20 protein-coding genes are annotated in these 20,871 nt (G+C 58.4%); 9 read left to right on the top strand and 11 right to left on the bottom strand.

What is annotated here, in order from left to right; translation table 11 throughout:
• Position 1: 1 nt before the first annotated feature.
• On the bottom strand, positions 2–811 hold the full coding sequence (gene phnX, locus LQ945_RS24195; RefSeq protein WP_270101922.1) for a phosphonoacetaldehyde hydrolase: 810 nt from the start codon (positions 809–811) through the stop codon (positions 2–4).
• Between the two features lie 8 nt (positions 812–819).
• Complete coding sequence (phnW, locus tag LQ945_RS24190) at positions 820–1,923, bottom strand: 2-aminoethylphosphonate--pyruvate transaminase (RefSeq protein ID WP_270101921.1); 1,104 nt, start codon at positions 1,921–1,923, stop codon at positions 820–822.
• A gap of 144 nt (positions 1,924–2,067) precedes the next feature.
• Here phnW and phnR point away from each other — a divergent pair, with 144 nt between their 5' ends.
• A complete protein-coding gene (phnR, locus tag LQ945_RS24185) occupies positions 2,068–2,787 on the top strand; it encodes a phosphonate utilization transcriptional regulator PhnR (RefSeq protein ID WP_270101920.1) in 720 nt (239 codons plus the stop codon).
• A gap of 74 nt (positions 2,788–2,861) precedes the next feature.
• On the opposite strand, the gene kdgR is transcribed toward phnR, so the two are convergent.
• Complete coding sequence (kdgR, locus tag LQ945_RS24180) at positions 2,862–3,653, bottom strand: DNA-binding transcriptional regulator KdgR (RefSeq protein ID WP_270101919.1); 792 nt, start codon at positions 3,651–3,653, stop codon at positions 2,862–2,864.
• Positions 3,654–3,863: 210 nt separating this feature from the next.
• Between kdgR and LQ945_RS24175 the strand changes: the two genes are divergently transcribed.
• Positions 3,864–5,258, top strand: a complete 1,395-nt coding sequence (locus LQ945_RS24175) for an MFS transporter (RefSeq protein WP_270103026.1) — start codon at positions 3,864–3,866, stop codon at positions 5,256–5,258.
• Positions 5,259–5,506: 248 nt separating this feature from the next.
• Here LQ945_RS24175 and LQ945_RS24170 read toward each other — a convergent pair whose 3' ends face one another.
• The 3 genes from LQ945_RS24170 to LQ945_RS24160 are packed head-to-tail and all read right to left on the bottom strand — an operon-like array spanning position 5,507 to position 8,471.
• Entirely contained in the window at positions 5,507–6,664 is a 1,158-nt protein-coding gene (locus tag LQ945_RS24170) for an MFS transporter (protein ID WP_420136192.1), read from the bottom strand.
• Positions 6,665–6,687: 23 nt separating this feature from the next.
• On the bottom strand, positions 6,688–6,942 hold the full coding sequence (locus tag LQ945_RS24165) for a hypothetical protein (RefSeq protein WP_270101918.1): 255 nt from the start codon (positions 6,940–6,942) through the stop codon (positions 6,688–6,690).
• Positions 6,939–8,471, bottom strand: coding sequence for an MFS transporter (locus LQ945_RS24160; protein WP_270101917.1), 1,533 nt, complete (start codon positions 8,469–8,471; stop codon positions 6,939–6,941). Before LQ945_RS24160 ends, LQ945_RS24165 begins: the two co-directional genes overlap by 4 nt.
• A 175-nt stretch (positions 8,472–8,646) precedes the next feature.
• Between LQ945_RS24160 and LQ945_RS24155 the strand changes: the two genes are divergently transcribed.
• Positions 8,647–9,534: a LysR family transcriptional regulator gene (locus LQ945_RS24155; protein WP_182823792.1), complete on the top strand. Its 888-nt coding sequence runs from the start codon at positions 8,647–8,649 to the stop codon at positions 9,532–9,534.
• Between the two features lie 162 nt (positions 9,535–9,696).
• On the opposite strand, the gene htpX is transcribed toward LQ945_RS24155, so the two are convergent.
• Entirely contained in the window at positions 9,697–10,575 is an 879-nt protein-coding gene (gene htpX / locus LQ945_RS24150) for a protease HtpX (protein WP_020826553.1), read from the bottom strand.
• A 405-nt stretch (positions 10,576–10,980) separates the two neighbouring features.
• On the opposite strand from htpX, the gene LQ945_RS24145 reads away from it, so the two are divergent.
• Genes LQ945_RS24145 through LQ945_RS24120 form a run of 6 tightly spaced genes read left to right on the top strand, consistent with a single transcriptional unit; the run spans position 10,981 to position 16,839 of the window.
• Positions 10,981–12,072: an ABC transporter substrate-binding protein gene (locus tag LQ945_RS24145; protein ID WP_269934462.1), complete on the top strand. Its 1,092-nt coding sequence runs from the start codon at positions 10,981–10,983 to the stop codon at positions 12,070–12,072.
• Positions 12,073–12,074: 2 nt separating this feature from the next.
• Complete coding sequence (locus tag LQ945_RS24140) at positions 12,075–13,133, top strand: FecCD family ABC transporter permease (RefSeq protein WP_182823796.1); 1,059 nt, start codon at positions 12,075–12,077, stop codon at positions 13,131–13,133.
• Positions 13,130–13,915, top strand: a complete 786-nt coding sequence (locus tag LQ945_RS24135) for an ABC transporter ATP-binding protein (protein ID WP_270101916.1) — start codon at positions 13,130–13,132, stop codon at positions 13,913–13,915. The genes LQ945_RS24140 and LQ945_RS24135 overlap by 4 nt, the downstream gene beginning before the upstream one ends.
• Complete coding sequence (locus LQ945_RS24130) at positions 13,903–14,697, top strand: SAM-dependent methyltransferase (RefSeq protein ID WP_270101915.1); 795 nt, start codon at positions 13,903–13,905, stop codon at positions 14,695–14,697. The genes LQ945_RS24135 and LQ945_RS24130 overlap by 13 nt, the downstream gene beginning before the upstream one ends.
• Positions 14,690–15,997 (top strand): opine metallophore biosynthesis dehydrogenase, encoded by a 1,308-nt coding sequence (locus LQ945_RS24125; protein WP_270101914.1) that lies wholly within the window; start codon positions 14,690–14,692, stop codon positions 15,995–15,997. The genes LQ945_RS24130 and LQ945_RS24125 overlap by 8 nt, the downstream gene beginning before the upstream one ends.
• On the top strand, positions 15,994–16,839 hold the full coding sequence (locus LQ945_RS24120; RefSeq protein ID WP_270101913.1) for a DMT family transporter: 846 nt from the start codon (positions 15,994–15,996) through the stop codon (positions 16,837–16,839). The genes LQ945_RS24125 and LQ945_RS24120 overlap by 4 nt, the downstream gene beginning before the upstream one ends.
• Positions 16,840–16,871: 32 nt before the next feature.
• On the opposite strand, the gene LQ945_RS24115 is transcribed toward LQ945_RS24120, so the two are convergent.
• The 4 genes from LQ945_RS24115 to LQ945_RS24100 form a co-directional block, all read right to left on the bottom strand.
• Positions 16,872–17,255, bottom strand: coding sequence for a DUF4260 domain-containing protein (locus LQ945_RS24115; RefSeq protein ID WP_270101912.1), 384 nt, complete (start codon positions 17,253–17,255; stop codon positions 16,872–16,874).
• Positions 17,256–17,354: 99 nt separating this feature from the next.
• A complete protein-coding gene (gene prc, locus LQ945_RS24110) occupies positions 17,355–19,391 on the bottom strand; it encodes a carboxy terminal-processing peptidase (RefSeq protein ID WP_182823806.1) in 2,037 nt (678 codons plus the stop codon).
• A 19-nt stretch (positions 19,392–19,410) separates the two neighbouring features.
• Complete coding sequence (gene proQ / locus LQ945_RS24105; protein WP_020826550.1) at positions 19,411–20,121, bottom strand: RNA chaperone ProQ; 711 nt, start codon at positions 20,119–20,121, stop codon at positions 19,411–19,413.
• A gap of 95 nt (positions 20,122–20,216) precedes the next feature.
• On the bottom strand, positions 20,217–20,714 hold the full coding sequence (locus LQ945_RS24100) for a GAF domain-containing protein (RefSeq protein WP_270101911.1): 498 nt from the start codon (positions 20,712–20,714) through the stop codon (positions 20,217–20,219).
• Between the last annotated feature and the right edge of the window lie 157 nt (positions 20,715–20,871).

Below are 20,871 nucleotides of genomic sequence, written 5' to 3'. Positions count from 1 at the left end.
CTCAGGGCCGTTCGCCCGCCGCCAGCCGCTGATTGATTTCAGCAATCACATCCGGCAGCTGTGCCAATGTATCAATCACGTAGTGCGCACCGGCGGCATACAGTTTATCGGTTGCCAAAACGCGCCGCTTGTCGACTTCCGACTCGCTCATTTGTTGGTATTCTTGCCAGGTAGCACCAAACTCGTTACCGGACAGCGCCAGCCCGACGCTCCACATGCCTGCATTCAATCCTTCGGTGATGCCCGGCACCGCGTCATCTACCTTCACACAGTGCGCCACCGCATCGATACCCAGTGTAATCACGTTTTGCAGCGCCATCCACGGGCCTGGACGCCCACCGGCGGCCAAATCGTCAGTTGCAACCCAGTGATCCGGCGCGTAACCCCGCAACGCCGCTGCCGGTGCCAGCACTTCCATCACCGCCCGTGGATACCCTGAACAGGAACCTATCTTGATGCCCTGCTCACGCAATGCAGCAATCACCTGCGGAACGCCCTCAATCGGGTCGGCAAAGTCGACCACCTTGGCGATTTGCAACGGCATAAAAGCCCGATACAGCGCGTCAATGTCCTGATGGCTCATGGAGCGGCCCAACTGCTGCCGCCAGCGTGCATCCACCTCGGGCAGTTTACCCAAGGCCTCTATGTGCTGCCATTTGCCCAACCCCATCGGAATGCGCGCCTCCGCCAGGCTGATGTCGATATCAAAAGTCTGCTTAAAGGCTTCGACAAAAATCTGCGTCGGCGCAAAGGAGCCGAAATCTACCGTGGTGCCGGCCCAGTCGAGTATCACTGCGTTAATCTGACTCATGCTAATCCTTATTGCTCCCAGTACATTGCCTGCCCGACCGCAGCCAGCAAACGTTCGATATCCTGCGGGTAAACTTCGCCGATATTGCCAATGCGGAAGCAGTCGCTCTGCGACACCTTACCCGGATAGATGACAAAGCCCTGCTGTTTCAGGCGCTGATAAAACTCCGTAAAGCGGTAAGTCTCAGCCTTCGGCGAATAGAACGCGGTGATGATCGGCGAGTGCAAATCATCCTCCAGCAGGGTCTCGAACCCCAGCACGCGCATTCCAGCCACCAGCCGCTGCTGGTTTGCCCGGTAGCGGGCGTGGCGGGCATCGATGCCCCCTTCCTGCTCCAGTTCGCACAGTGCTTGCGCAAAAGCCAGCACCGTATGCGTTGGCGAGGTAAAGCGCCATTTACCGGCGTTATCTTCCATACAGCGCCACTGGGCATACAGATCCAACGACAGCGAACGCGAGCGGCCTGCGCACTTGTCCAGCTCATTACGACGGGCAATAACAAAGGCGAAGCCTGGCACGCCCTGAATACATTTATTCGCCGAGCTGATCAAATAATCGATGCCCAGCGCATCGACATCCAGCGGAATGCCGCCGAAACTGCTCATCGCATCCACGATCAGGGTTTTGCCATTTCGCGCCGCCAGGCCCGAGACTCGCTCCAGCGGATTGAGCATCCCAGTCGTGGTTTCGCAATGCACCATGGCGATATGGCTGATGCCCGCATCGCCTTTCAGTACCGTTTCCATCGCCTCGATATCCGGCTCGTTCACTTCACCGCAGTTAAATGCGTGGTGATTGATATCCATCAGCCGGGCCATTTCGATCATCCGAGCGCCATAGGCGCCGTTATTAACGATCAGCAGCTTGTCCTGCGGGCCGATCGCCGTGCCCAATACCGCCTCGACCGCAAAGCTGCCGCTGCCTTGCAACAGCACCGAGCTGTAGCCGCTTGACCGGGTGGCCAGCGCTTCCAGCTTGCGACGAATACTCTGCACTACGCCCAGGTTGTAATCTTCATCCCAGGTGCAGCTATCGAACAGCATCGCTTCCTTCACCGTTTTTGAGGTGGTCAACGGGCCAGGGGTTAACAGCAAATAATCGCGCTCAGACATGTCATTCACCTAATTGGTCTATACCAGATGGGTATTATACTGATGGCAACCTGGCCCTCGGGTCAAACGCCAACCGCAGGTGAAACAAAAAATTCATCTGGGCATGTATAATGAGCACGTGCCGAAATGCCATAGCGAGATGAAATGAAAGAACATCTGGGTGAGTTGCCCCACTACCTGCAAATCAAGGAACAGCTACAGGCGCGCATCACTCGCGGCGCGCTGCAGGCGGGCGATAAGCTGCCTTCCGAACGTGAACTGTGCGCCATTTTCTCTACTACCCGCGTCACCGTGCGGGAAAGCCTGGCGCAGTTGGAAGCCACCGGTGCCATCTATCGCGCCGACCGTCGGGGTTGGTTTGTTACGCCGGAGAGGCTGTGGCTGGATCCAACGCAGAACACCAACTTCCACCGATTGTGCCAGGAGCAGGGGCGCACGCCGCGCACTGAGCTGTTGTCCGCCGAAAAAACCGCGGCGCCGCTCGACGTGATGCAGCCGTTAGCGCTGGAGCCGGCTGACCCAATTTATCTGCTGCGCCGCGTACGCTATGCCGACGGCCGGGCTATTTGCTATTGCGAGAACCACTGCCTGCCGCAGCGGGTACCTGAATTACTCAGCCAGGATCTTAACGGCAGCCTGACCGAGATTTATCAGCAACGGTACAATTTGATTTATCACCGGATGCACCTGTCGTTTTACCCTACCGCCCTGCCATACGCCGCCGCCACTGCGTTGGGCGCGATGGTTGGCTTGCCCGCACTGCTGCTCCGCCGGTTGAATTACGATCAGCACGGCCGAATTCTCGATTTTGACATCGAATACTGGCGGCATGACAGCCTGCGCATTGAGGTCGATACGCTGTGATCGCAGCCCTGGTCCAAACAAAAAAGGGCGCAGCCTGTGAGTGGCTACGCCCTTGATTTGATCAACTGACCGGATCAGAACGGGTAGTCGTGATAGCCCATTTGCTCGGAAATGTTGCGTGCAGCTGTGTGCAGGCGTTTGACATAATCTGCCCTGGCATCATCAGAATAACGAATCGACGGGAACGAAATGCTCAGGCCGGCGGTCACTACGCCAAAGCGGTCAAATACCGGCACCGCAATACAGCGTAGCCCTTCTTCCTGCTCTTCGATGTCCTCACCCACCCCTTGCTCGCGCACTTGATCCAACAGCGACAACAGCGTTGTGGCATCGGTCAGGGTGTTCGGCGTGCTGCGGGTAAACGCGATCTGCGAAAGAATTTGCTCCACTTCCGCCCGTTCGCGCCAGGCCAGCAACACTTTACCGATAGCGGTACTGTGCAATGGGTTACGCCGGCCGATGCGCGAGTACATACGCAGGTTATACTGCGCGTCGATTTTATGGATATAGACAATGCTGTCTTCGTCGAGCGCCCCAAGGTGAATGGCCTCCCGGGTGTGATTCGACAACTCGCGCATTTGAACATCGGCAATACGGATCAGATCGACGTTCTGCAACGACTTGGCACCCAGTTCAAACAGCTTGAGCGTCAGCGCATATTTTTCCGATTCCCCTTCCTGCGACACATAGCCCAGCGACTTCATGGTCTGAAGAAAACGGTATACGGTACTTTTGGACATCATCACCCGCTGGGAAAGCTCAGTAATGCCGATCTCGCGTTCCTCGCCCAGCGCCTGCAAGATGCCGAACACCTTCAGCACCGAGGAAACCGCATCCGGTTGTTTGTCTGGATCTGCGTTCACCATAGTCACTATCCTAGCCAGCTTTGCGTTTTAAGAAATTTGAACAAGGGTTTCAGTATACGCGGTCCCGCAGAAGCCACGCAATCGCGGCTGGGCTGAATGCCCGCAGGATCTCATCGGTTATTACAATTGAGCGGAAAACTGTGGATGCAATCGCAGACGAACATGATTAGCATGGTAATACTCCCCCGGATTAATACCTTCGAGATCAACATGCGTTCTTGTACCGACGGCCTCCCCGTCCCGCAGCGCTATGGGGCAATCCTCGCCATTGCCCTCGGCATTACCGTTTCCGTGCTCGACGGCGCAATCGCCAACGTGGCGCTGCCGACTATCGCCCGCGATCTGAACGCCAGCCCGGCCAGCTCTATCTGGGTGGTGAACGCCTATCAGTTAGCCATCACAATTTCCCTACTGTCGCTGGCGTCGCTCGGCGATCTGATTGGCTACCGCCGTATCTATCAGGCCGGTCTGCTGGTCTTCAGCGTGACCTCACTGTTTTGCGCGCTGTCAGATTCGCTGACGACGCTGACTATTGCTCGCGTGCTTCAGGGATTTGGCGCTGCCGCCATCATGAGCGTCAACACCGCGCTGATCCGCATTATCTATCCGCAGCGTTTTCTCGGGCGCGGTATGGGCATCAACTCGCTGATTGTCGCCTTTTCTTCGGCTGCCGGGCCCACGGTGGCGGCGGCAATACTCTCGGTGGCCTCCTGGCAATGGCTGTTTGCCATCAACTTGCCGATCGGCATTGTGGCGCTGCTGCTGGGGATGAAATACCTTCCCGCCAACAGCCAGAAAAGCGCCAATCAACGTTTTGATCCGACCAGTGCGGTGATGAATGCGCTGACGTTCGGCTTGCTGATCACCGCCATCAGCGGTTTTGCTCAGGGCCAGAGCCTGACGCTGATTTTCAGTGAAATCGCCGCGCTGCTGGTCATTGGCTTCTTTTTTGTCCGCCGCCAGCTGCGCCAGGAATTTCCGCTGCTGCCGGTCGACCTGCTGCGCATCCCGATTTTCGCTCTGTCGATGGGCACCTCGATTTGTTCCTTTACCGCACAAATGCTGGCGATGGTTTCGCTACCTTTCTTTCTGCAAGGGGCGCTGGGACGCGATGAGGTTGCCACTGGGCTGTTGCTGACCCCCTGGCCGCTGGCGATTATCGTCATGGCACCGTTGGCCGGGCGGCTGGTGGAGCGGATCCACGCCGGATTATTGGGGTGTATCGGCCTGGCGGTATTTGCTTTGGGGTTATTTTTGCTGGCGTTGCTGCCGTCTAACCCTTCCGATCTGGATATCATTTGGCGCATGGTGCTGTGCGGCGCCGGCTTCGGGCTGTTTCAATCGCCCAATAACCACACCATTATTTCCGCTGCCCCACGCAACCGCAGCGGCGGCGCCAGCGGTATGTTGGGTACCGCTCGCTTATTGGGGCAGACTTCCGGCGCCGCTCTGGTGGCGCTGATGTTCAATTTGTTCCCCACCTCAGGCACCCACGCCTCGCTGATCCTGGCCGGTACCTTTGCCACGCTGGCGGCGGCGCTCAGCAGCCTGCGCATTACCCAACCGCGAGCGCAAGCGGCAGAAAACCCTGAGCAAGCCAAATAGCTGGCATAAAAATGTTATCACCAGTGATGGCGTAACGAAGATGACGTTGACGTTTCTTCCTGGGCGTCTTGAGCCATTGCCGGATGCGGGCCGCGAAAAACGGCTCATCAAGGATGAGCCACGCTTCATAGAGAATCAGCAGCGTGGGCGCGCCGTCGAATCAGACGCGCGGTTCTTAGGGTACGGCAAGCAACGGAGATGCCGTAGCTCCATCGTCATTCCCTCTTGGAGGGTTGCGTTGTGCGAGGTTAGCCAAGAACCGCCAACGCCTTGAATACGAACAACCCACCCACGCCTGCGATCAGGGCCAGCACGATAGCGAACAGCGTGGCGCCACCCGCCAGCCCAAGCCTGTCGATCAGATAGCCGGCCGCCACCGGCAGCAGCCCCGCCGGGATGTAGCCGCCGATGTTGAGCACTGCATTCGCTTCGGCACGTCGCCCGTCGGGCACATGCAGGCCAATCAGGGTCAGGCCGCCCAACTGGCCCAGGCCCTGTCCGGCCCCCGCCAGCAGCGCCGCCGCCACCAGCATCGGTGTGAGCGAGGTATGCACGGCGATGCCCAGACTCGCCATCGCCAGTACCGTGACCGTGGTGCTGGCCAGGAAGATCGAGCGTATCGGCCAGTGGCGCACCGCGAACTGCACGCCGGTGGCGGTCAGGAACATGGCGCAGGCCATACCGCCGGCGATCATAGGGCTACGCACGTCGAGCAGCCGGGAAAGCAGCGATGGCCCCAGCGCCAGCACGAACGAGGTTGCAGTGATAGCCGGCCCGAAGGTGGCGATGCCACAGGCCAGATGCCGCCGATTGGCGGCGGGCACCGTGGGCAGCCGAAGCCGCAATGGCTGGCCGCTGGATCGAACCGGACGGCCCAAGGGCAGCAAACAGGCAACGACCAGCGCACTGCCGAGAACGGCCAGCTCGGTGCCAAACACCGGCAGGATCGGATGCGCCCGCGTTTGCGCCAAGCCACCCGCGAGCAGCGGCCCCAGTCCGGCTCCGAACACCATCGACACCGAAGCCAGCAACGCCGCCTGGCGCCTGCGATCTCTACCGCCCAGGTCACCGACTGCCGCCATGCCAGCCGATACCATGACGCCCACTGCGATGCCCGTCAGCAGTCGGGCAATACCCAGAGCCAGCACTGACTGCGCACCGGCGAACAGCAGGCAGGCCGTCAGCCCGGCCAGCAGGCCTGACAGCAGGATCGGCCTGCGGCCATAGCGGTCGGACAACTGCCCGGCGACTAGCAAGGAGCCCAGCAACCCGGCGATGTAGAGGGCGAAGATCACCGTCAGCATACCGGTGGAGAATCCGAGTTGCTGCTGCCAGTAGACGTACAGCGGCGTCGGCGAGTTGGACAGCATGAACACGGCCGTCACCAGCCATGCCGCGCTCCACATGGGAACCGTCGATGAGCGGCCGGTCATCGCTGGGCCTCTCCGGCGTCCTGCATCGCTGCATCGTCCACCCCGACGGGACACTCCGGCAGCAGGTATTCTGCCAGGACTTCAGCGGCGGGACGCCGCAACAGTTTCAGATTCAACACGACGAGGAGCACCCCTTGCGCCAGTTGCCGCTTCCAAAGGACGATCAGCGCATTCCTGCCAGTACCGGTGTCAAGGAATGGCACGTCGCGTAGCCAGATGGCAGCGAAACCGAGTGCGTCAGCCTCGCTCATGCCGTCGCTCCCGAGTCTTTATGGGCACGCGAACGGCCGAGCAAGGCAAACACCAGCAATGCCGTCAGTGCCGACGAGATAGCCAGAACGTACAAAACCCAGCGGAATGCGTGGTCGTAGGTTGCCAACAGCAAGGCGCGTTCACCGGGTACCAGCGCGGACGCCTGCGCCAAATCGCCCAGTGCGGCACGGTTGGCGGCCTCAATCACAACGGTTGGAGCAGCCGCGCCCAAGGTGCCGAGCAACCCAGTCTGGATCAGGAACGCCAACAGCGCACCCGCCACTGCAATGGCGATGCCGTCAGCCGAGACGCGCACGCAGTTGAAGATCCCGGTAGCCATGCCCGCGCGCTCTTTCTCCACCACGCTCACGGCCATGCCGTCCATCAACCCCCAAGGCAGGCCAATGCCGATGCCGATAAGCGCCAGCGGCACCACCAACGCGGGACCAGCCCCCCCCGCCAGCACCTGGCCCAGCCAGATCAGCCCGACCGCCACCATCAGCAGCCCGACGCCGGACAACATGCCGGAGGTGAACCAGCGCGACAGCAGCGCGGCAAGGAACGGCACCACCAGCAGCGGCGCAGCCAGAGCAATCATCATTTTCCCTGCATCGAGCGCGCCCAGCCCCTCGATACCGATAAAGCGGCCCGGCAGCATCACGATCAACGTGACGAAAAAGAAGGCCGGCGACGCACCCAGCACCTGCACGCCGACGAAACGCGCACGGCCGAACAACGATAGGTCAAGCATCGGGCGGGCGACACGCTGCTCGATCCGCACGAAGGCCACGAACAGCACTACCGCCGCCAGCAGCGAGCCTATGACCGTGGCACTATGCCAGCCGTCCTCCGGCGCCAGCAGGATACCGTAGGTGAACAAGGTGAGCGCGGCGGTGAAGCTGATGGCGCCCGGCCAGTCCAGGCCGGTGGCCTGCGGGTCGCGGGACTCCGTGGCACTGGCCCATACCAGCCCGAAGCCAGCCACACCGATCAGCGCCGTCGCCAGAAACACCCAGCGCCAGCCGGCGATTTCCACCAGCCAGCCCGCTGCCAGCGGCCCGAAGGCCAGCCCGATTCCGAACGTGGTGCCAAGCAGGCTGAATACCCGCGTGCGGATCGGGCCGTGGAAGGTCTGCGCCAGCGAGGACATGGCGCCGGCAAAGGCGGCTGCGCCACCCAGTCCTTGAGCCAGGCGCAGGCCGTCGATCCAGCCGACCGAGGGTGCCAGCGGAATGGCGAACGTCACCAGCGCAAACAGCGCTAGCCCAACCAGCCACACGCGCTTACGCCCATAGGTGTCGGTCAGACTGCCGGCCGCCATCATGGCGCTGCCGTAGGTCAGGATGTAGCCATTAACCACCCAGTTCAATTGCACCGCCGTCCCGCCCAGTTCCTGGCTGATGGACGGCAGCACGACGGCCGGCCCGGTGAAGCACAACGGGATCAGGATGCCGGTGAGGCAGGCGGCCAGCAGTTGCAGCCAGTCGCGGCCGTTAGTGCCGCCAATGGCAGCCGAGGCGTGTGTCATGGAAAAGCTCCGCTAAAGAATCCGTGAAGGGGCAGGCAGGCGTCAAAGCCATGGCTCGAAAGCCAAGGCCGCCGCATCCAACCTGTGCAGCCGCCAGCGTAGGCGTTCGCACGATTAAGAAAAATAGGCTAAGGTTCCGAACATATCGGACAAATATTCTTAAATGGGCGGCGCAATGGATTTCCTCAACGGCATCGAATTCTTCGTGCAGGCGGCCGAAGCCCGCAGCTTTTCTGAGGCTGGGCGGGTGCTCGGCATCTCGTCTTCCGCCGTAGGTAAAAGCGTGGCGCGACTTGAAGAACGGCTGGGGGTGCGCCTGTTCCATCGCAGCACGCGCAGCATTACACTAACGGCCGAAGGCGCTCTGTTCCTTGAGCGTTGCCGGCGTATCCTCTCTGAAGTCGAGGCTGCGGAGCTGGAACTGTCGGAAACCCAGCAGGCGCCCCGAGGCAAGCTGCGCGTGAGCCTGCCGCTGGTCAGCGGCCTGGTCATGCCGGCGCTGACGGCCTTCATGCACCGCTACCCGGCCATCGAGCTGGATGTGGACTTCTCGGATCGGATGGTCGATGTGATCGAGGATGGATTCGATGCCGTCATTCGCACCGGGGAACCGGCGGACTCCCGGCTGATGTCGCGTCCGCTGGGTACCTTTAAGCTGCTGCTGATCGGTGCGCCCCGGTACTTCGCCGCACGCGGCACGCCACGCGTGCCGTCCGACCTGGCGGGCCATTCCTGCCTGCAACACAAGTTCCCTAGCACCGGCAAGTTCGAGCCATGGCCCTTGCGCGTGCCGGAGGGCGAAGCGGAACCTGTCCTTCCGGCCTCAATGGTGTGCAATACCACCGAGGCCCTGGTTCACGTCGCCCGCGATGGCCTCGGGATCGCCTGCCTGCCCGACTTCATGGTGTGCGACGCGATCATGGCGGGCGAGCTGGTGACCGTACTGGACGACTTCAACCAGCATCAGGGCACCTTCCGCATGCTCTGGCCGTCGAGCAAGCACCTGGCACCGAAGCTGCGCGCGTTCATCGACTTCATGGGCGCGGCGCTTTTTAAGTCCTGATGGTTAACCATCGGCTCGGGGGCTCGAATCAACCCTACCCGACAAACTGCGTGGCCTGCGCAGGCGTTCGCCTCTGTCTGCTGGTATGAAAGCTTCTCCATCAGCCCGGCGACGCCTGAAATAAAAAACCCCGGCAAGCCGGGGTTTTTTACGTTCTTTGGGTTACTTCAGGTACTGGCCTGAACGCAGCGCTTCGATACGTTTATCGAGCGGCGGGTGAGACATGAAGAGTTCGCTGAACGACTTGGATTTGCCGTTGATGCAAAACGCCATCATGCTGCCCGCTTCCTGCGGTTCATAGCTGGTCTTCAGCCGTTGCAGCGCCGCGATCATCTTCTCGCGGCCCACCAGTTTGGCGGAGCCTGCGTCGGCGTAAAACTCACGGTGACGCGAGAACCACATGGTGATGATGCTGGCCAGAATACCGAACACCAGTTCCAATACCATCGACACGGCAAAGTAGATCATCGGGTTGCCGTTACCTTCCCCTTCACCGTCACGGTTACCCAGGAAGCCGGCGGCCACCTGCGCAATCAGGCGCGAGATAAAGATCACGAAGGTGTTCACGATACCCTGAATCAGCGTCATGGTGACCATGTCACCGTTGGCGACGTGGCTGATTTCGTGGGCGATAACCGCCTCCGCTTCGTCACGGCTCATGCTTTGCAGCAGACCGGTACTGACGGCGACCAACGAAGCGTTACGACGCGCGCCGGTGGCGAAGGCGTTAATGTCCGGTGCGTGATAAATAGCGACCTGTGGCATGGCAATGCCTGCCTGCTGCGACTGACGGCGTACCGTTTCCAGCAGCCAGTTTTCGGTTTCGTTACGCGGCTGTTCAATCACTTCCCCGCCAACGGAGCGCAGCGCCATCCATTTGGACATCAGCAGTGAGACAAAAGAACCGCCGAAGCCGAACAGACCGGCCATGATCATCAGGCCCTGAACGCTACTGGATTGGATTCCTGTCAGGCTGAGCACCAGCCCGAAAACCAACATCACCGCCAGGTTGGTGAGCAGGAACAGAGCTATACGCATCATAAAATGTTTACTTCCTCATAAATGTTAACAAAACGCTGCCTCGGATACCCTAGATCGTATGGGCATTCGTCACAGTTTCAAGAGTTGTGCGCCATTAACCTACTAAAAATACGAAACTTTACAAAAACGGCACTCAAGCAATACCTTTCAAATTGTAAACGATTGTTGCGCAAAGCGGCGAGTTTTTATAGGAATTTTATCTGCGACCCAATACGTTCAACCGAACAAAATTTCGTCCCCTGTGTGGGAAGTAAAATTTCCTCCAGCCCCAGCCGGTAGGGCTTTCGCCACCAAGCACCGCCATTCTCGCCGTCGCCTGGCCTATTCCATACAGACAGAAGGTTTGAATCTTAATGATAATTGTTACAATATAACATAACAATTTAACGTAAAAGGATGTCACTCATGATGTTGCGTATCTTCTGGGGGTTATGCGCGTGGCTATTTCTCTGCCACAACGCGCTGGCCGAGATCCACCTGACGGACGTTGAGGGACGGCAGGTTACGCTGACTGCTCCGGCTCAGCGCGTCTATATCGGTTTTTACTACGAGGATTTCCTGGCGGTTAACGGCCCCGACAGTCTTCAGCAGGTGGTCGCCTTCTCCAAAAGCGACTGGACCTTGCGTACCAGCCAATGGCCCCGCTATTTATCAGCCCTGCCTCGGCTCGGCGAGCTGGTAGATGTCGGTTCACTCTACAATCAGAGCTTTGATTTTGAGCGCCTGCTGACCACCCGACCAGACTTGTTGATCTTGGCAAAATGGCAACTCGAAGGATTCTCGAACTACTTGCCGGTGCTGCAACAGCTTGGCATCCCCTACATCGTTATCGATTTCAATCAAGGTGAAGAGGTCAAATTCACCAGCATTCGGGCGATGGGCCAGGCATTGGGTCATGCCGAGCGAGCCGAACGGCTGGTCAGCGCTTACCGCCAGAGTCTGGAAGACACTCAAAAACGCATTCGCCAGGCCAATCTTCCACCGCCGACCACCTATATTGAGCTCGGTGACAAAGGCCCCGGAGAGTACAGCAGCAGCTATGGGGCTTCGGTCTGGGGACCGTTGCTGCAATTGGCCGGTGCCGACAACATCGCCGCCGGTGTGGTCACCAGTCCTTCTCCTCTGCGATCTGAGTATGTGTTGTCCAAGCGGCCCGAAGTCATTTTCCTCGCCGGCGGCGACTGGGCTAATATGCCCAATGCGGTGACGATGGGCTTTGGCGTTGCGCCGGCTCAGGTGCAGCAACGCCTGACACAATATGCCCATCGGCCGGGTTGGTCGCAGTTGCCGGCGGTCAAAAACCAGCGTATTTACGCGCTTTATCATGGGGGTGCACGCACACTCTATGACGCCATCTTTGTGCAATTCCTGGCGAAGGCACTCTATCCTTCCGCGTTTGAGGATGTCGATCCGCAGCTAAATCTGCAGCGTTTCTATCAGGAGTATTTGCCGATAGCCGCAGAGGGCGTCTTTCTGCTGCACTGGCAGGGGGAATAACCATGTCCTCCCTTTCTCCCGCTATCGTCCCGGGGCAACAACTGTTACGGCAGTTGTTGCTGCGCCGCTGGCTGCTGACCCTGGCACTGATCGGCGCGCTGTTGGCCGCTGTTCTTATCGATTTGGTCATCGGCGCCGCTGACCTAACCCCATTCGACGTCTTGCGGCTGTTTTTACCCTCTTCGCAGCCACAAGACGCGTTGCATCAAGTCATTTTCTGGTCCATTCGACTGCCGATGACCCTGACTGCCGTGGTGGTCGGTGCCAGCCTGGCGCTGGCGGGCCTGCTGATGCAAACCGTGCTGGCCAACCCGCTCGCCAGCCCCTATACGTTGGGCATTTCTGCGGCGGCCGGGTTTGGCGCCGCGCTGTCGATCCTCACCGGCTTCAGCATAGGCGGCACTCTGGCGCTGGGAACGCCGATATTGGCCTCGTTGATGGCACTGCTGGCCTGTATCCCGATCTACCTGATGGGAAAGCGGCAGGGCATGACGCCGCAGATCCTGGTGCTAAGCGGTATCGTGGTGCTGTTCTTCTTCCAGTCGCTGCAATCCTTGATGCTGTTTCTTGCTTCTCCCGAGGCCATGCAGCAAATCGTGTTCTGGCTTTTCGGCAGCCTGTTGAAAGCCACCCTGCACGGCGTACTGATAACCAGCTGTGTGTTGGGCTGCGCGCTGGCGATCTGCCTGCAGCAGGCCTGGCGACTCACTGCCCTTTCCGCCGGTGAAGAGCAGGCGCAGGGGTTGGGGATTAACGTGGGAGCCTTGCGCAAGCTGATCTTTTTGCTGGCCACGCTGCTGACCGCCGCCTCGGTGTCGTTCGTCGGCACCATAGGTTTTGTCGGACTGGTGGCTCCCCACTTCGCCCGCCTGCTGGTAGGCGAAGACCAACGCTATCTGATCTGCATTTCCGCCCTGTGTGGCAGCCTGCTGCTGGTGTGTGCCTCGATCATCTCCAAGCTGATCCTGCCCAATGGCGTAGTGCCGATCGGTATCATCATTGCGCTGATCGGCGTGCCGGTACTGTTCTACTTTGTCACCAAACAGGTAAAACGCCCATGACGCAGCTGACTCTCACCGGCCTCGGCGTCAGGCTGCACGGGCGCCAATTGCTCAGCGATATTTCCGTGACCTGGCCCGCTGCACAGCTCAGCGGCATTATTGGCCCCAACGGCGCCGGAAAATCCACGTTGTTAAAGGCCATTAACCACATGCTGCCGGCCAGCGGAAAAGTTGAATATCGGCAACAAGCGCTAAACCCGAAAACGACGCCGGTCGCCTACGTTCCGCAGCTCAACCGCAGCGATTCCGCATTGACCGTCTTTGAAATGGTGTTGCTCGGCAAGGTACGGCAGCTGCGCTGGCGCGTCAGCGCTGCCCAGGCAGAGGCGGTTGAACAGGCCCTCGCGGAATGCGGCATCGCCGATCTCGCCGCCCAGCCATTCAACCGGCTCAGCGGCGGTCAACGGCAGTTGGTCATGCTGGCGCAGGCTTTCGTCTCGCGCCCGCAGATCATTCTTCTGGACGAACCCACCAGCGCCCTGGACATCAGCCACCAGCTGCGCGTGTTGCACAAAATTGCCGATTACAGCCAACGCCATCAGTGCACCACGCTGATGGTTATTCACGATCTGGGCCTGGCCCTGCGATTTTGCCAGACGCTCACCCTGATACAAGACGGCCGCGTCGCCTGTCATGGCGCGGCACAGCAGATGATGGAACATCCGATGATGTCCCAGGCATTCGGCGTGGGTATTGAAAGCGGCGTGAGCCCTCTGGGCTATCGCTATCTGCTGCCAACCCAACTGCTGCCCACTCATGGAGAAAACACATGTACACCCTGATGAAAGCGGAAGCGCTGGCGCAACTGGCCGGGTTACAACAGGAAATCAGCAGGCTACATCAGTTCGCCCGGCAGGATCAGACGCATTTTAGCCTGCTGGAATGTCGATTCAGCCGTTTGCAGGCGTTCAATCATCAGCCGCAACTACAGCCTTATCGGCCACGATTGGAGAGTGACGAAGCTGTCACGGCACAAATCGCCCAGCTGCGCGATGTCGCCAATGCCGCGTTGTGCGACTACGAAAAGCATCGGGTATGCGCCTTGTGCAGCCAACCGGCACAATCCAATGCCTATCTGAGCAGCTTTGATCGGGCCCTCCAGTTGGAGATTGCTCAGGCCGGCATAAAACCCGGTGAACAGGTGTTGCTGGTCGGCAGCGGCGCCTTGCCGACCACCGCAGTGGCGCTGGTCACCAAACTGGCCGCCACCGTCTTTTGCTACGACTGCGATCCCGCCGCACAACAACTGGCGCGGCGTTTGATTCGCCATCTCGGCCTCGAACAGCAGATTCAGTGTATCGACAGCCTCGAGGTGCTGGGGCACCGCGTTGACCACATCATTGTCGCGTCACTGGTAGCGGATAAGCAGACGCTCTTGCCCCAACTGAGCCGTTGCCTGGCTAAAGACGGCAAACTGCTGATGCGCTACGGCAACGGCCTTAAATCGATTTTCAACTGCCCTTACCACCATCAGATTGCCGGGACTCACTGGCGCGCAGTCGGCAAACCGGTCACCACCCCGCTTTATGACCTCATGATCCTGGAGTCCCACCGCCATGAATAATATTTTCTCAACCCTGATTTTAGGCGCCGGGCCGGCGGCATTTCAATTGGCCGCCGACATCAAAGCCGCAGGCCCCGCCAGCATCGGGCTCTATAACCGCCCCAGCATCAAAGGCGAGCGTCTGCGTCTGCATCTGGCGCAGACGCCTGACCTGCTGGTGGAGGCCACCGGCAAAGCGCAGAAAACCCAGGGGAAATGTCGGGTGCATATCGATAGCTATATCGACAACCTGAGCCAGGCAGGGGGCAATTGGCAACGACTGGTACTCGCTGTCCCGGCCGATCAGTATTATGACGTGCTGAAACAGGTGCCCTGGGGAGCGCTACCGCAGCTGCATTCGGTGGTTTTGCTATCGCCGTCCATCGGTTCCGGGCTGATGGTGCAAAGCCTGCTAACCGCCGCGGGCTACCCTTCTGTGGATATCATCAGCCTGTCGAGTTATTACGCTGACACCAAGTACCATGATGCGGCAACCCCCTACAGCGTCTATACCAAAGCCTTTAAACAGCGTGTCTATGTCGCCGCAACGGGCGCACAGCATGGCTTCAGCGAACTCGAATGGCTGACCTCCGTGTTGTCGCGCCACAATATCGCGACCCTTCGCTGCCGTAATCTGCTCGAGGCCGAGCGCTTTAGCATCACCAACTATGTCCATCCTCCGCTGGCGCTGGCCGACACCACGCTGCAGGTGATTTTTCAACCGCAACAGCGCGCACAGTATCTGTATAAAACCCAACCCGAAGGGCCGATTTGCCCCGGCGTCATCGCCGACATGCTCGGCCTGGCAGAAGACTATAAAAAACTGCTCAACCGGCTGGGCGTTGACGAGATCAATCTGCTGCGCTTTCTGAATGACGACAATTACCCGGTCCCCGCCAGCATGGTAAATCGTCGCTGGATAGACGAATTCCCGCAGCTTGCTCCTCTGGAACAACAGTACGCGCTGTTTGTCCGCTACACCGCCCTGCTGGTTGATCCCTATTCCGAACCCGACGCACAGGGCCGATTTTATGACTTTTCAGCCGTAAGGGTCGCCGGCGTATTCCAGGATGCGAACGGGTTATGGCATTTGCCGCGCGTGCCCCTCGAGGACGTGCATAAACTGCGTACTCTGGGGCTACTGGCCGATCATCTTGGCGTGACCATGCCAACCGCCCAACGGCTATTGGTGCGTTTCCAACAGGCGCTACAGGCATTTATTGACCAAGTCGGTACCGAGAATTGCCATAGCTCATTACTGGGCGACCATTGCGCCATACAGGCGCAAATCACATATCAGCAATGGCAGGAACAGCAATGAACCGGGGCGCACTATTGGCGATTTTCGCTTCATTGATTTTTAGCATCATGAATGCGCTGGTCAAAACCATCGCCGATGAGATCCCCACCGGCGAGATCGTGTTCTTTCGCAGCAGCATTGGCTGTCTTTTGATAGCGCTGTTGATGTACCGACACTGCGTCAGCTTTAGCCGCCAAGATCGGCCTCTGTTGGTTTTACGCGGGACCATGGGGGCGCTGTATCTGATCTGCTATTTTTACAGCATTGCTCATCTGACGTTGGCCGACGCCAGCATGCTGGCCTATTTATCGCCGTTTTTTTCAATCCTGCTGTCACTGCTGGTGCTTGGCGAACGGGTCAGCTTAAGTACCGCCTTCTGGCTGACGCTGGTGGTGGTTGGCGCAATCTTGCTGATCAGACCGTGGAATTTCTCCACCTATACTCTGGCGTCGCTGGTTGGGGTCATGAGTGCGGTCTTTGCTGCCATTGCCTATTTGTCGGTCAATAAACTCAGTCAACGGCACCACAACTTTGAGATCGTGTTCTATTTCCTGTTTATCGCAACGCTGATCTCCATCCCGCTGATGTGGAGAGAGTTTGTTTGGCCCAATGGCTATCAGCTCGCAATACTGATTGCCATTGCGCTGGTGTCATTGCTGGGGCAGGTCGTCTTAACCCAGGCTTTCTCTTCAGATAACCTGATTGTGGTGTCGGTGGTGCGCTACATTGGCATCGTTTTCAATATCGCCTGGGGCTGGCTGTTCTGGCATGAGGTACCGCTACTGCTGTCGATGCTGGGTTGCCTGCTGGTGGTGGTGTCCTGTATTCAACTGGGCTTACGCAACCGCAAGAAGGCGGTCTGAACACCGGCCTCACACTTCGTGGGGCCGGTATTTCAACGCTGTGGTTTACGTCCCAGCCTGCCCAAATGGGTATTGGCAAAGCCGCTAACGTATTTCAGTCCGTAACCCAAGGCGCGGTCAAAGCCGATATGCGCGCCCCAAATCAACGCCGCCATCAACCAGTGTGGCTGTTGGGTTCCTGCAAATACCAGGCCGCACAACGCCGGTCCAATATAAGAGTGGGCAATGTTATAGCCGATGGCCCCCGCTTTTTTACCCAATGCATAGGCCAGAAAAGAGATGTCGGGGATCAGGAAACAGGCGGCAAACAGCCCCCAGCTGTAGTGTTGTCCGTGGTATATCACCACGGACAGTATCAACACCAGCACGGCTTCAAAACGAAGTACGGCGCGCATTGGCGGGCTCAAGTCGCTCATCGTGACCTCACAAAACGTTTAATTTCGACTTGGGCCCTGGCCGCCCCCATAAAAAAACGCACCCGAAGGTGCGTTTTCCTTTTTTGATGCTCGCCGACGTTACTTCGCCGCCGCTGGCTGCGCCTGTTCAAGGTGCGCCAGATCCAGAGCGATATGCACGGTTTCATCCAGGTATGGGTCGGGCTCCTGGTAATCCTTCGGCAAATCCTCCAGCTTCTTCAACGGCTTTTTACCGGCGCGCTGCAGGCGGTCATTAATTCGCTGCAGACGGGTAGCGTCATCATCGTGGTTCTCTTTCTCGCGCTGGGCAAGATTGAGTGAAACGATGTTGCGCTTGTCCTTCAGCGCCTTGTAATGCGCGATATCCTGCGCGATGTACTGGAACTCAGGATCCTTGGCGATACGCTGCTCGTGATCTTTCAGCAATTCAGGATCGAAAGGCTTCAGATCGCCGGTTTTGGTGTAGGTCGCCGCGTTGATGCTGTCCCACGGCATCGCGTTATCTTCAAAGGCTTCACCGGTTTCCGCCGGATCGATGCCGCTCGGCATCAGAATATCCGGGGTTACGCCTTTACGCTGGGTACTGCCGCCATTCACGCGGTAGAACTTCTGAATGGTGTATTGCACCGAGCCCAACGCCGGCCATTCCGGACGCAGCATCTGATCGTAAATGCGGTTTAGCGACCGGTACTGCTGCACGGTCCCTTTACCGAAGGTCGGTTCACCGACGATCAGCGCGCGGCCGTAGTCCTGCATCGCGGCAGCAAAGATCTCGGAAGCCGAGGCGCTAAAGCGGTCAACCAGCACCACCAGCGGCCCTTTGTAGTAGGTCACGCCGTCGGTGTCAGCGTCTTCACGCACTTTGCCGTTGTTGTCACGCACCTGCACCACCGGGCCGCTCGGGATGAACAGACCGGACAGCGACACCGCCTCGGTCAGCGCGCCGCCGCCGTTGGTACGCAGGTCGATGATCAGGCTCTTGACGTTCTGCTTGGCCATCTTCTGCAACTGAACTTTCACATCGTCGGTCAGGCCAACGTAGAAGCCAGGAATGTCCATCACCGCGACTTTCTCTTTGCCGACGGTCTTGATGGTCATTTTCACCGCGCGATCTTCCAGACGAATGCGCTCGCGGGTCAGCGTCACCACGCGGGTTTTGGTGCCCTTGCCCGCAGGCAGGATATCCAGGCGCACCTTGCTGCCCTTCGGCCCTTTGATCAACGAAACCACATCGTCCAGACGCCAGCCGATGACATCAACCATAGGTTTGCCCGCCTGGCCAACGCCGACAATGCGGTCACCCACGGTGATCGCCTTGCTCTTCGCCGCCGGGCCGCCCGGCACCATGGAATTGATCAGGGTGTAATCGTCATCCATCTGCAATACCGCACCGATGCCTTCCAGCGACAGGCTCATTTCGGTGTTGAACTGTTCGGTATTGCGCGGGGACAGGTAATTGGTGTGCGGGTCGATTTCATGCGCAAAGGCATTCATCGCCAGTTGGAATACGTCTTCGCTGTTGCTTTGCGTCAGGCGCTTGATAGCGAACTGGTAGCGTTTGGTCAGCGTTTCGCGAATTTCTTTATCGGTCTTGCCGGTCAGCTTGAGGTTCAGCTCGTCATATTTGACTTTGGCATCCCACAGACTGTCCAGTTCGGCCTTGTCTTTCGGCCACGGCGTTTTGCTGCGGTCGAGATCGATAGTGTCGTTGCCGGTGAAGCTCATTGGCTTTTCCAGCAGCGACAAGGCATAGGTGTACCGCTCAAAACGGCGTTTTTGGGCCAGATTGTACAGCGCGTATGGCGTATCCAGCTTACCGCTTTTCAGCTCTTCGCCAAGCTGGTTGCGCTTGTCGGCGAATTGCGCCACGTCGGAGGCCAGCAACACGTTATGGTTGTAGTCCAGCATATTCAGGTAACGATCGAAGATCTTGCCTGAAAAGTCCGCATCGAGGGCAAACTGGCGGTAATGAGAGCGAGTGAAGCGCGAAGTTACGCGCTCACTCACCGTTGCATGTTGCGGTTCCTGCTTAAGCTGGGGCAGTTGATCGATGCGGATGTTGGCTGTGTCCGCTCCGTAACTGACGCCCGCCCACAACAGACCCGCGACTGCTGTTAATCTGACAAATTTGTTCATGCCTTGGTTGGCCTCCGTATCAGAACTGCAAGTGTTCTGCGCGCACAATCATCGCCAGACCGGAAGAGAGCTGCACACGTACGCCATCTTTAGCGATTTCGAGTACGGTAGCATCCATCGCGCTCTTGCCTGCTCTGACTTTGATTTCTTGGCCAATTTGCAGTTTAGAGATATCCGTGACTGGCACATGGCGCTGCTGGCTTTCCTCTTTGACTTCACGAGGTTGGCGAGCGGGCTGTGGGCGAGTTTGTGGGCGCGGCTTGCGGTTCTCCGGTGCGGCTCCGCCTTCGCGACGTGCAGCAGGTTTTTTACCGGCTGGACGTGGACGACGCGGTTGCGCATCGGCTGATTCGCCGGCAGCTTCACGTTTTTTGGCGTTTTGTTCGGCACGCTGTGCCTGAACGCGCGCTTTCGCTTCTTCAAGCTGTTGGCGGGCATGATCGACATGCTGCTGTTCGAGTTCACCGCACGGGTTGCCGTCTAAATCGACGCGCTGTGCGCCAACTTTGACGCCGTACAGGTAACGCCAGCTAGAGGTGTACAGGCGCAGGGCAGAACGCAATTGCGTTTTGCTGAGGTTCTCTTCCCCTTGAACACGCTCGACCAGATCCTGAAAAATACCGATTTTCAATGGGCGAGCTTCGCCCTCGGCGCTAAAGCAGAGCGGAAAACGCTCGGCAAGAAAAGCAATGACTTCTTTACTAGAGTTCAACTTAGGTTGATTTTCCATGAAATTTCCTGATTACAACGGGTTTGCCAACCAGCGCAGGCATGAACAGGCGTCATTATAATGACGCCATCGGTAAATGCCACGTTAACCGTAGATCAACTTGCTGCCACAGTGACATATTTCGCACTATCACACTGTTCCAGCTGCGCACAAAGCCCCGCCACCACTGCTTCCAGGCCCCTTTCGTCCTGTTCGTCGAAACGTTGATAAACTGTGCTGTCGATATCGAGAACGCCGATAATCTGACCGCCTACGTTCAGCGGCAGCACAATTTCTGCATTACTGGCCGCGTCACAGGCGATATGACCCGGGAACGCGTGGACATCGCCAACGCGCTGCACGCGGTTTTCCGCCACCGCGGTACCGCACACGCCCTTGCCTACCGGAATGCGCACGCAGGCGATTTTCCCCTGAAACGGCCCGAGCACCAATTGGGTGCCTTCCATCAGGTAGAAACCGGCCCAGTTGACGTCGTCGAGACGCTCGTTGAACAACGCACTGGCGTTGGACAACGCGGCGATAAAGTTGGTTTCCCCGTCAAGCAGCGCGCACAGATCACGTTTTAATTCCGCGTAGAATTGTTCTTTTGTCATGTGTTAACCATTAATACCGTGAAGATGGCCAGAAGCCCAAGTCTTAAGCCCTATAAAATAAGCATTAAATGCCTATAGCCACAAGGTTAATCATCTGTTGCTTCACAAAACCCTACCGGGCAAGGTATGTTTGCCGGTCAGAAACCCTGTTTTGCCG

This window comes from Serratia liquefaciens (assembly GCF_027594825.1).
GTDB lineage: Bacteria > Pseudomonadota > Gammaproteobacteria > Enterobacterales > Enterobacteriaceae > Serratia > Serratia liquefaciens_A.
The sequence above is the reverse complement of the archived record's forward strand: the minus strand, read 5'-3'. Positions and strand labels throughout refer to the sequence as shown.

What these genes read in the sequence shown, in the direction of transcription:
- LQ945_RS24140 (WP_182823796.1), top strand. Translation starts at nt 12,075, where the DNA reads ATGTCCTCCCTTTCTCCCGCTATCGTCCCGGGGCAACAACTGTTACGG.
- LQ945_RS24160 (WP_270101917.1), bottom strand. Translation starts at nt 8,471, where the DNA reads ATGACACACGCCTCGGCTGCCATTGGCGGCACTAACGGCCGCGACTGG.
- htpX (WP_020826553.1), bottom strand. Translation starts at nt 10,575, where the DNA reads ATGATGCGTATAGCTCTGTTCCTGCTCACCAACCTGGCGGTGATGTTG.
- prc (WP_182823806.1), bottom strand. Translation starts at nt 19,391, where the DNA reads ATGAACAAATTTGTCAGATTAACAGCAGTCGCGGGTCTGTTGTGGGCG.
- LQ945_RS24175 (WP_270103026.1), top strand. Translation starts at nt 3,864, where the DNA reads ATGCGTTCTTGTACCGACGGCCTCCCCGTCCCGCAGCGCTATGGGGCA.
- LQ945_RS24135 (WP_270101916.1), top strand. Translation starts at nt 13,130, where the DNA reads ATGACGCAGCTGACTCTCACCGGCCTCGGCGTCAGGCTGCACGGGCGC.
- phnX (WP_270101922.1), bottom strand. Translation starts at nt 811, where the DNA reads ATGAGTCAGATTAACGCAGTGATACTCGACTGGGCCGGCACCACGGTA.
- LQ945_RS24125 (WP_270101914.1), top strand. Translation starts at nt 14,690, where the DNA reads ATGAATAATATTTTCTCAACCCTGATTTTAGGCGCCGGGCCGGCGGCA.
- LQ945_RS24170 (WP_420136192.1), bottom strand. Translation starts at nt 6,664, where the DNA reads ATGTGGAGCGCGGCATGGCTGGTGACGGCCGTGTTCATGCTGTCCAAC.
- LQ945_RS24145 (WP_269934462.1), top strand. Translation starts at nt 10,981, where the DNA reads ATGATGTTGCGTATCTTCTGGGGGTTATGCGCGTGGCTATTTCTCTGC.
- proQ (WP_020826550.1), bottom strand. Translation starts at nt 20,121, where the DNA reads ATGGAAAATCAACCTAAGTTGAACTCTAGTAAAGAAGTCATTGCTTTT.
- phnR (WP_270101920.1), top strand. Translation starts at nt 2,068, where the DNA reads ATGAAAGAACATCTGGGTGAGTTGCCCCACTACCTGCAAATCAAGGAA.
- phnW (WP_270101921.1), bottom strand. Translation starts at nt 1,923, where the DNA reads ATGTCTGAGCGCGATTATTTGCTGTTAACCCCTGGCCCGTTGACCACC.
- LQ945_RS24115 (WP_270101912.1), bottom strand. Translation starts at nt 17,255, where the DNA reads ATGAGCGACTTGAGCCCGCCAATGCGCGCCGTACTTCGTTTTGAAGCC.
- LQ945_RS24120 (WP_270101913.1), top strand. Translation starts at nt 15,994, where the DNA reads ATGAACCGGGGCGCACTATTGGCGATTTTCGCTTCATTGATTTTTAGC.
- kdgR (WP_270101919.1), bottom strand. Translation starts at nt 3,653, where the DNA reads ATGGTGAACGCAGATCCAGACAAACAACCGGATGCGGTTTCCTCGGTG.
- LQ945_RS24155 (WP_182823792.1), top strand. Translation starts at nt 8,647, where the DNA reads ATGGATTTCCTCAACGGCATCGAATTCTTCGTGCAGGCGGCCGAAGCC.
- LQ945_RS24165 (WP_270101918.1), bottom strand. Translation starts at nt 6,942, where the DNA reads ATGAGCGAGGCTGACGCACTCGGTTTCGCTGCCATCTGGCTACGCGAC.
- LQ945_RS24100 (WP_270101911.1), bottom strand. Translation starts at nt 20,714, where the DNA reads ATGACAAAAGAACAATTCTACGCGGAATTAAAACGTGATCTGTGCGCG.
- LQ945_RS24130 (WP_270101915.1), top strand. Translation starts at nt 13,903, where the DNA reads ATGTACACCCTGATGAAAGCGGAAGCGCTGGCGCAACTGGCCGGGTTA.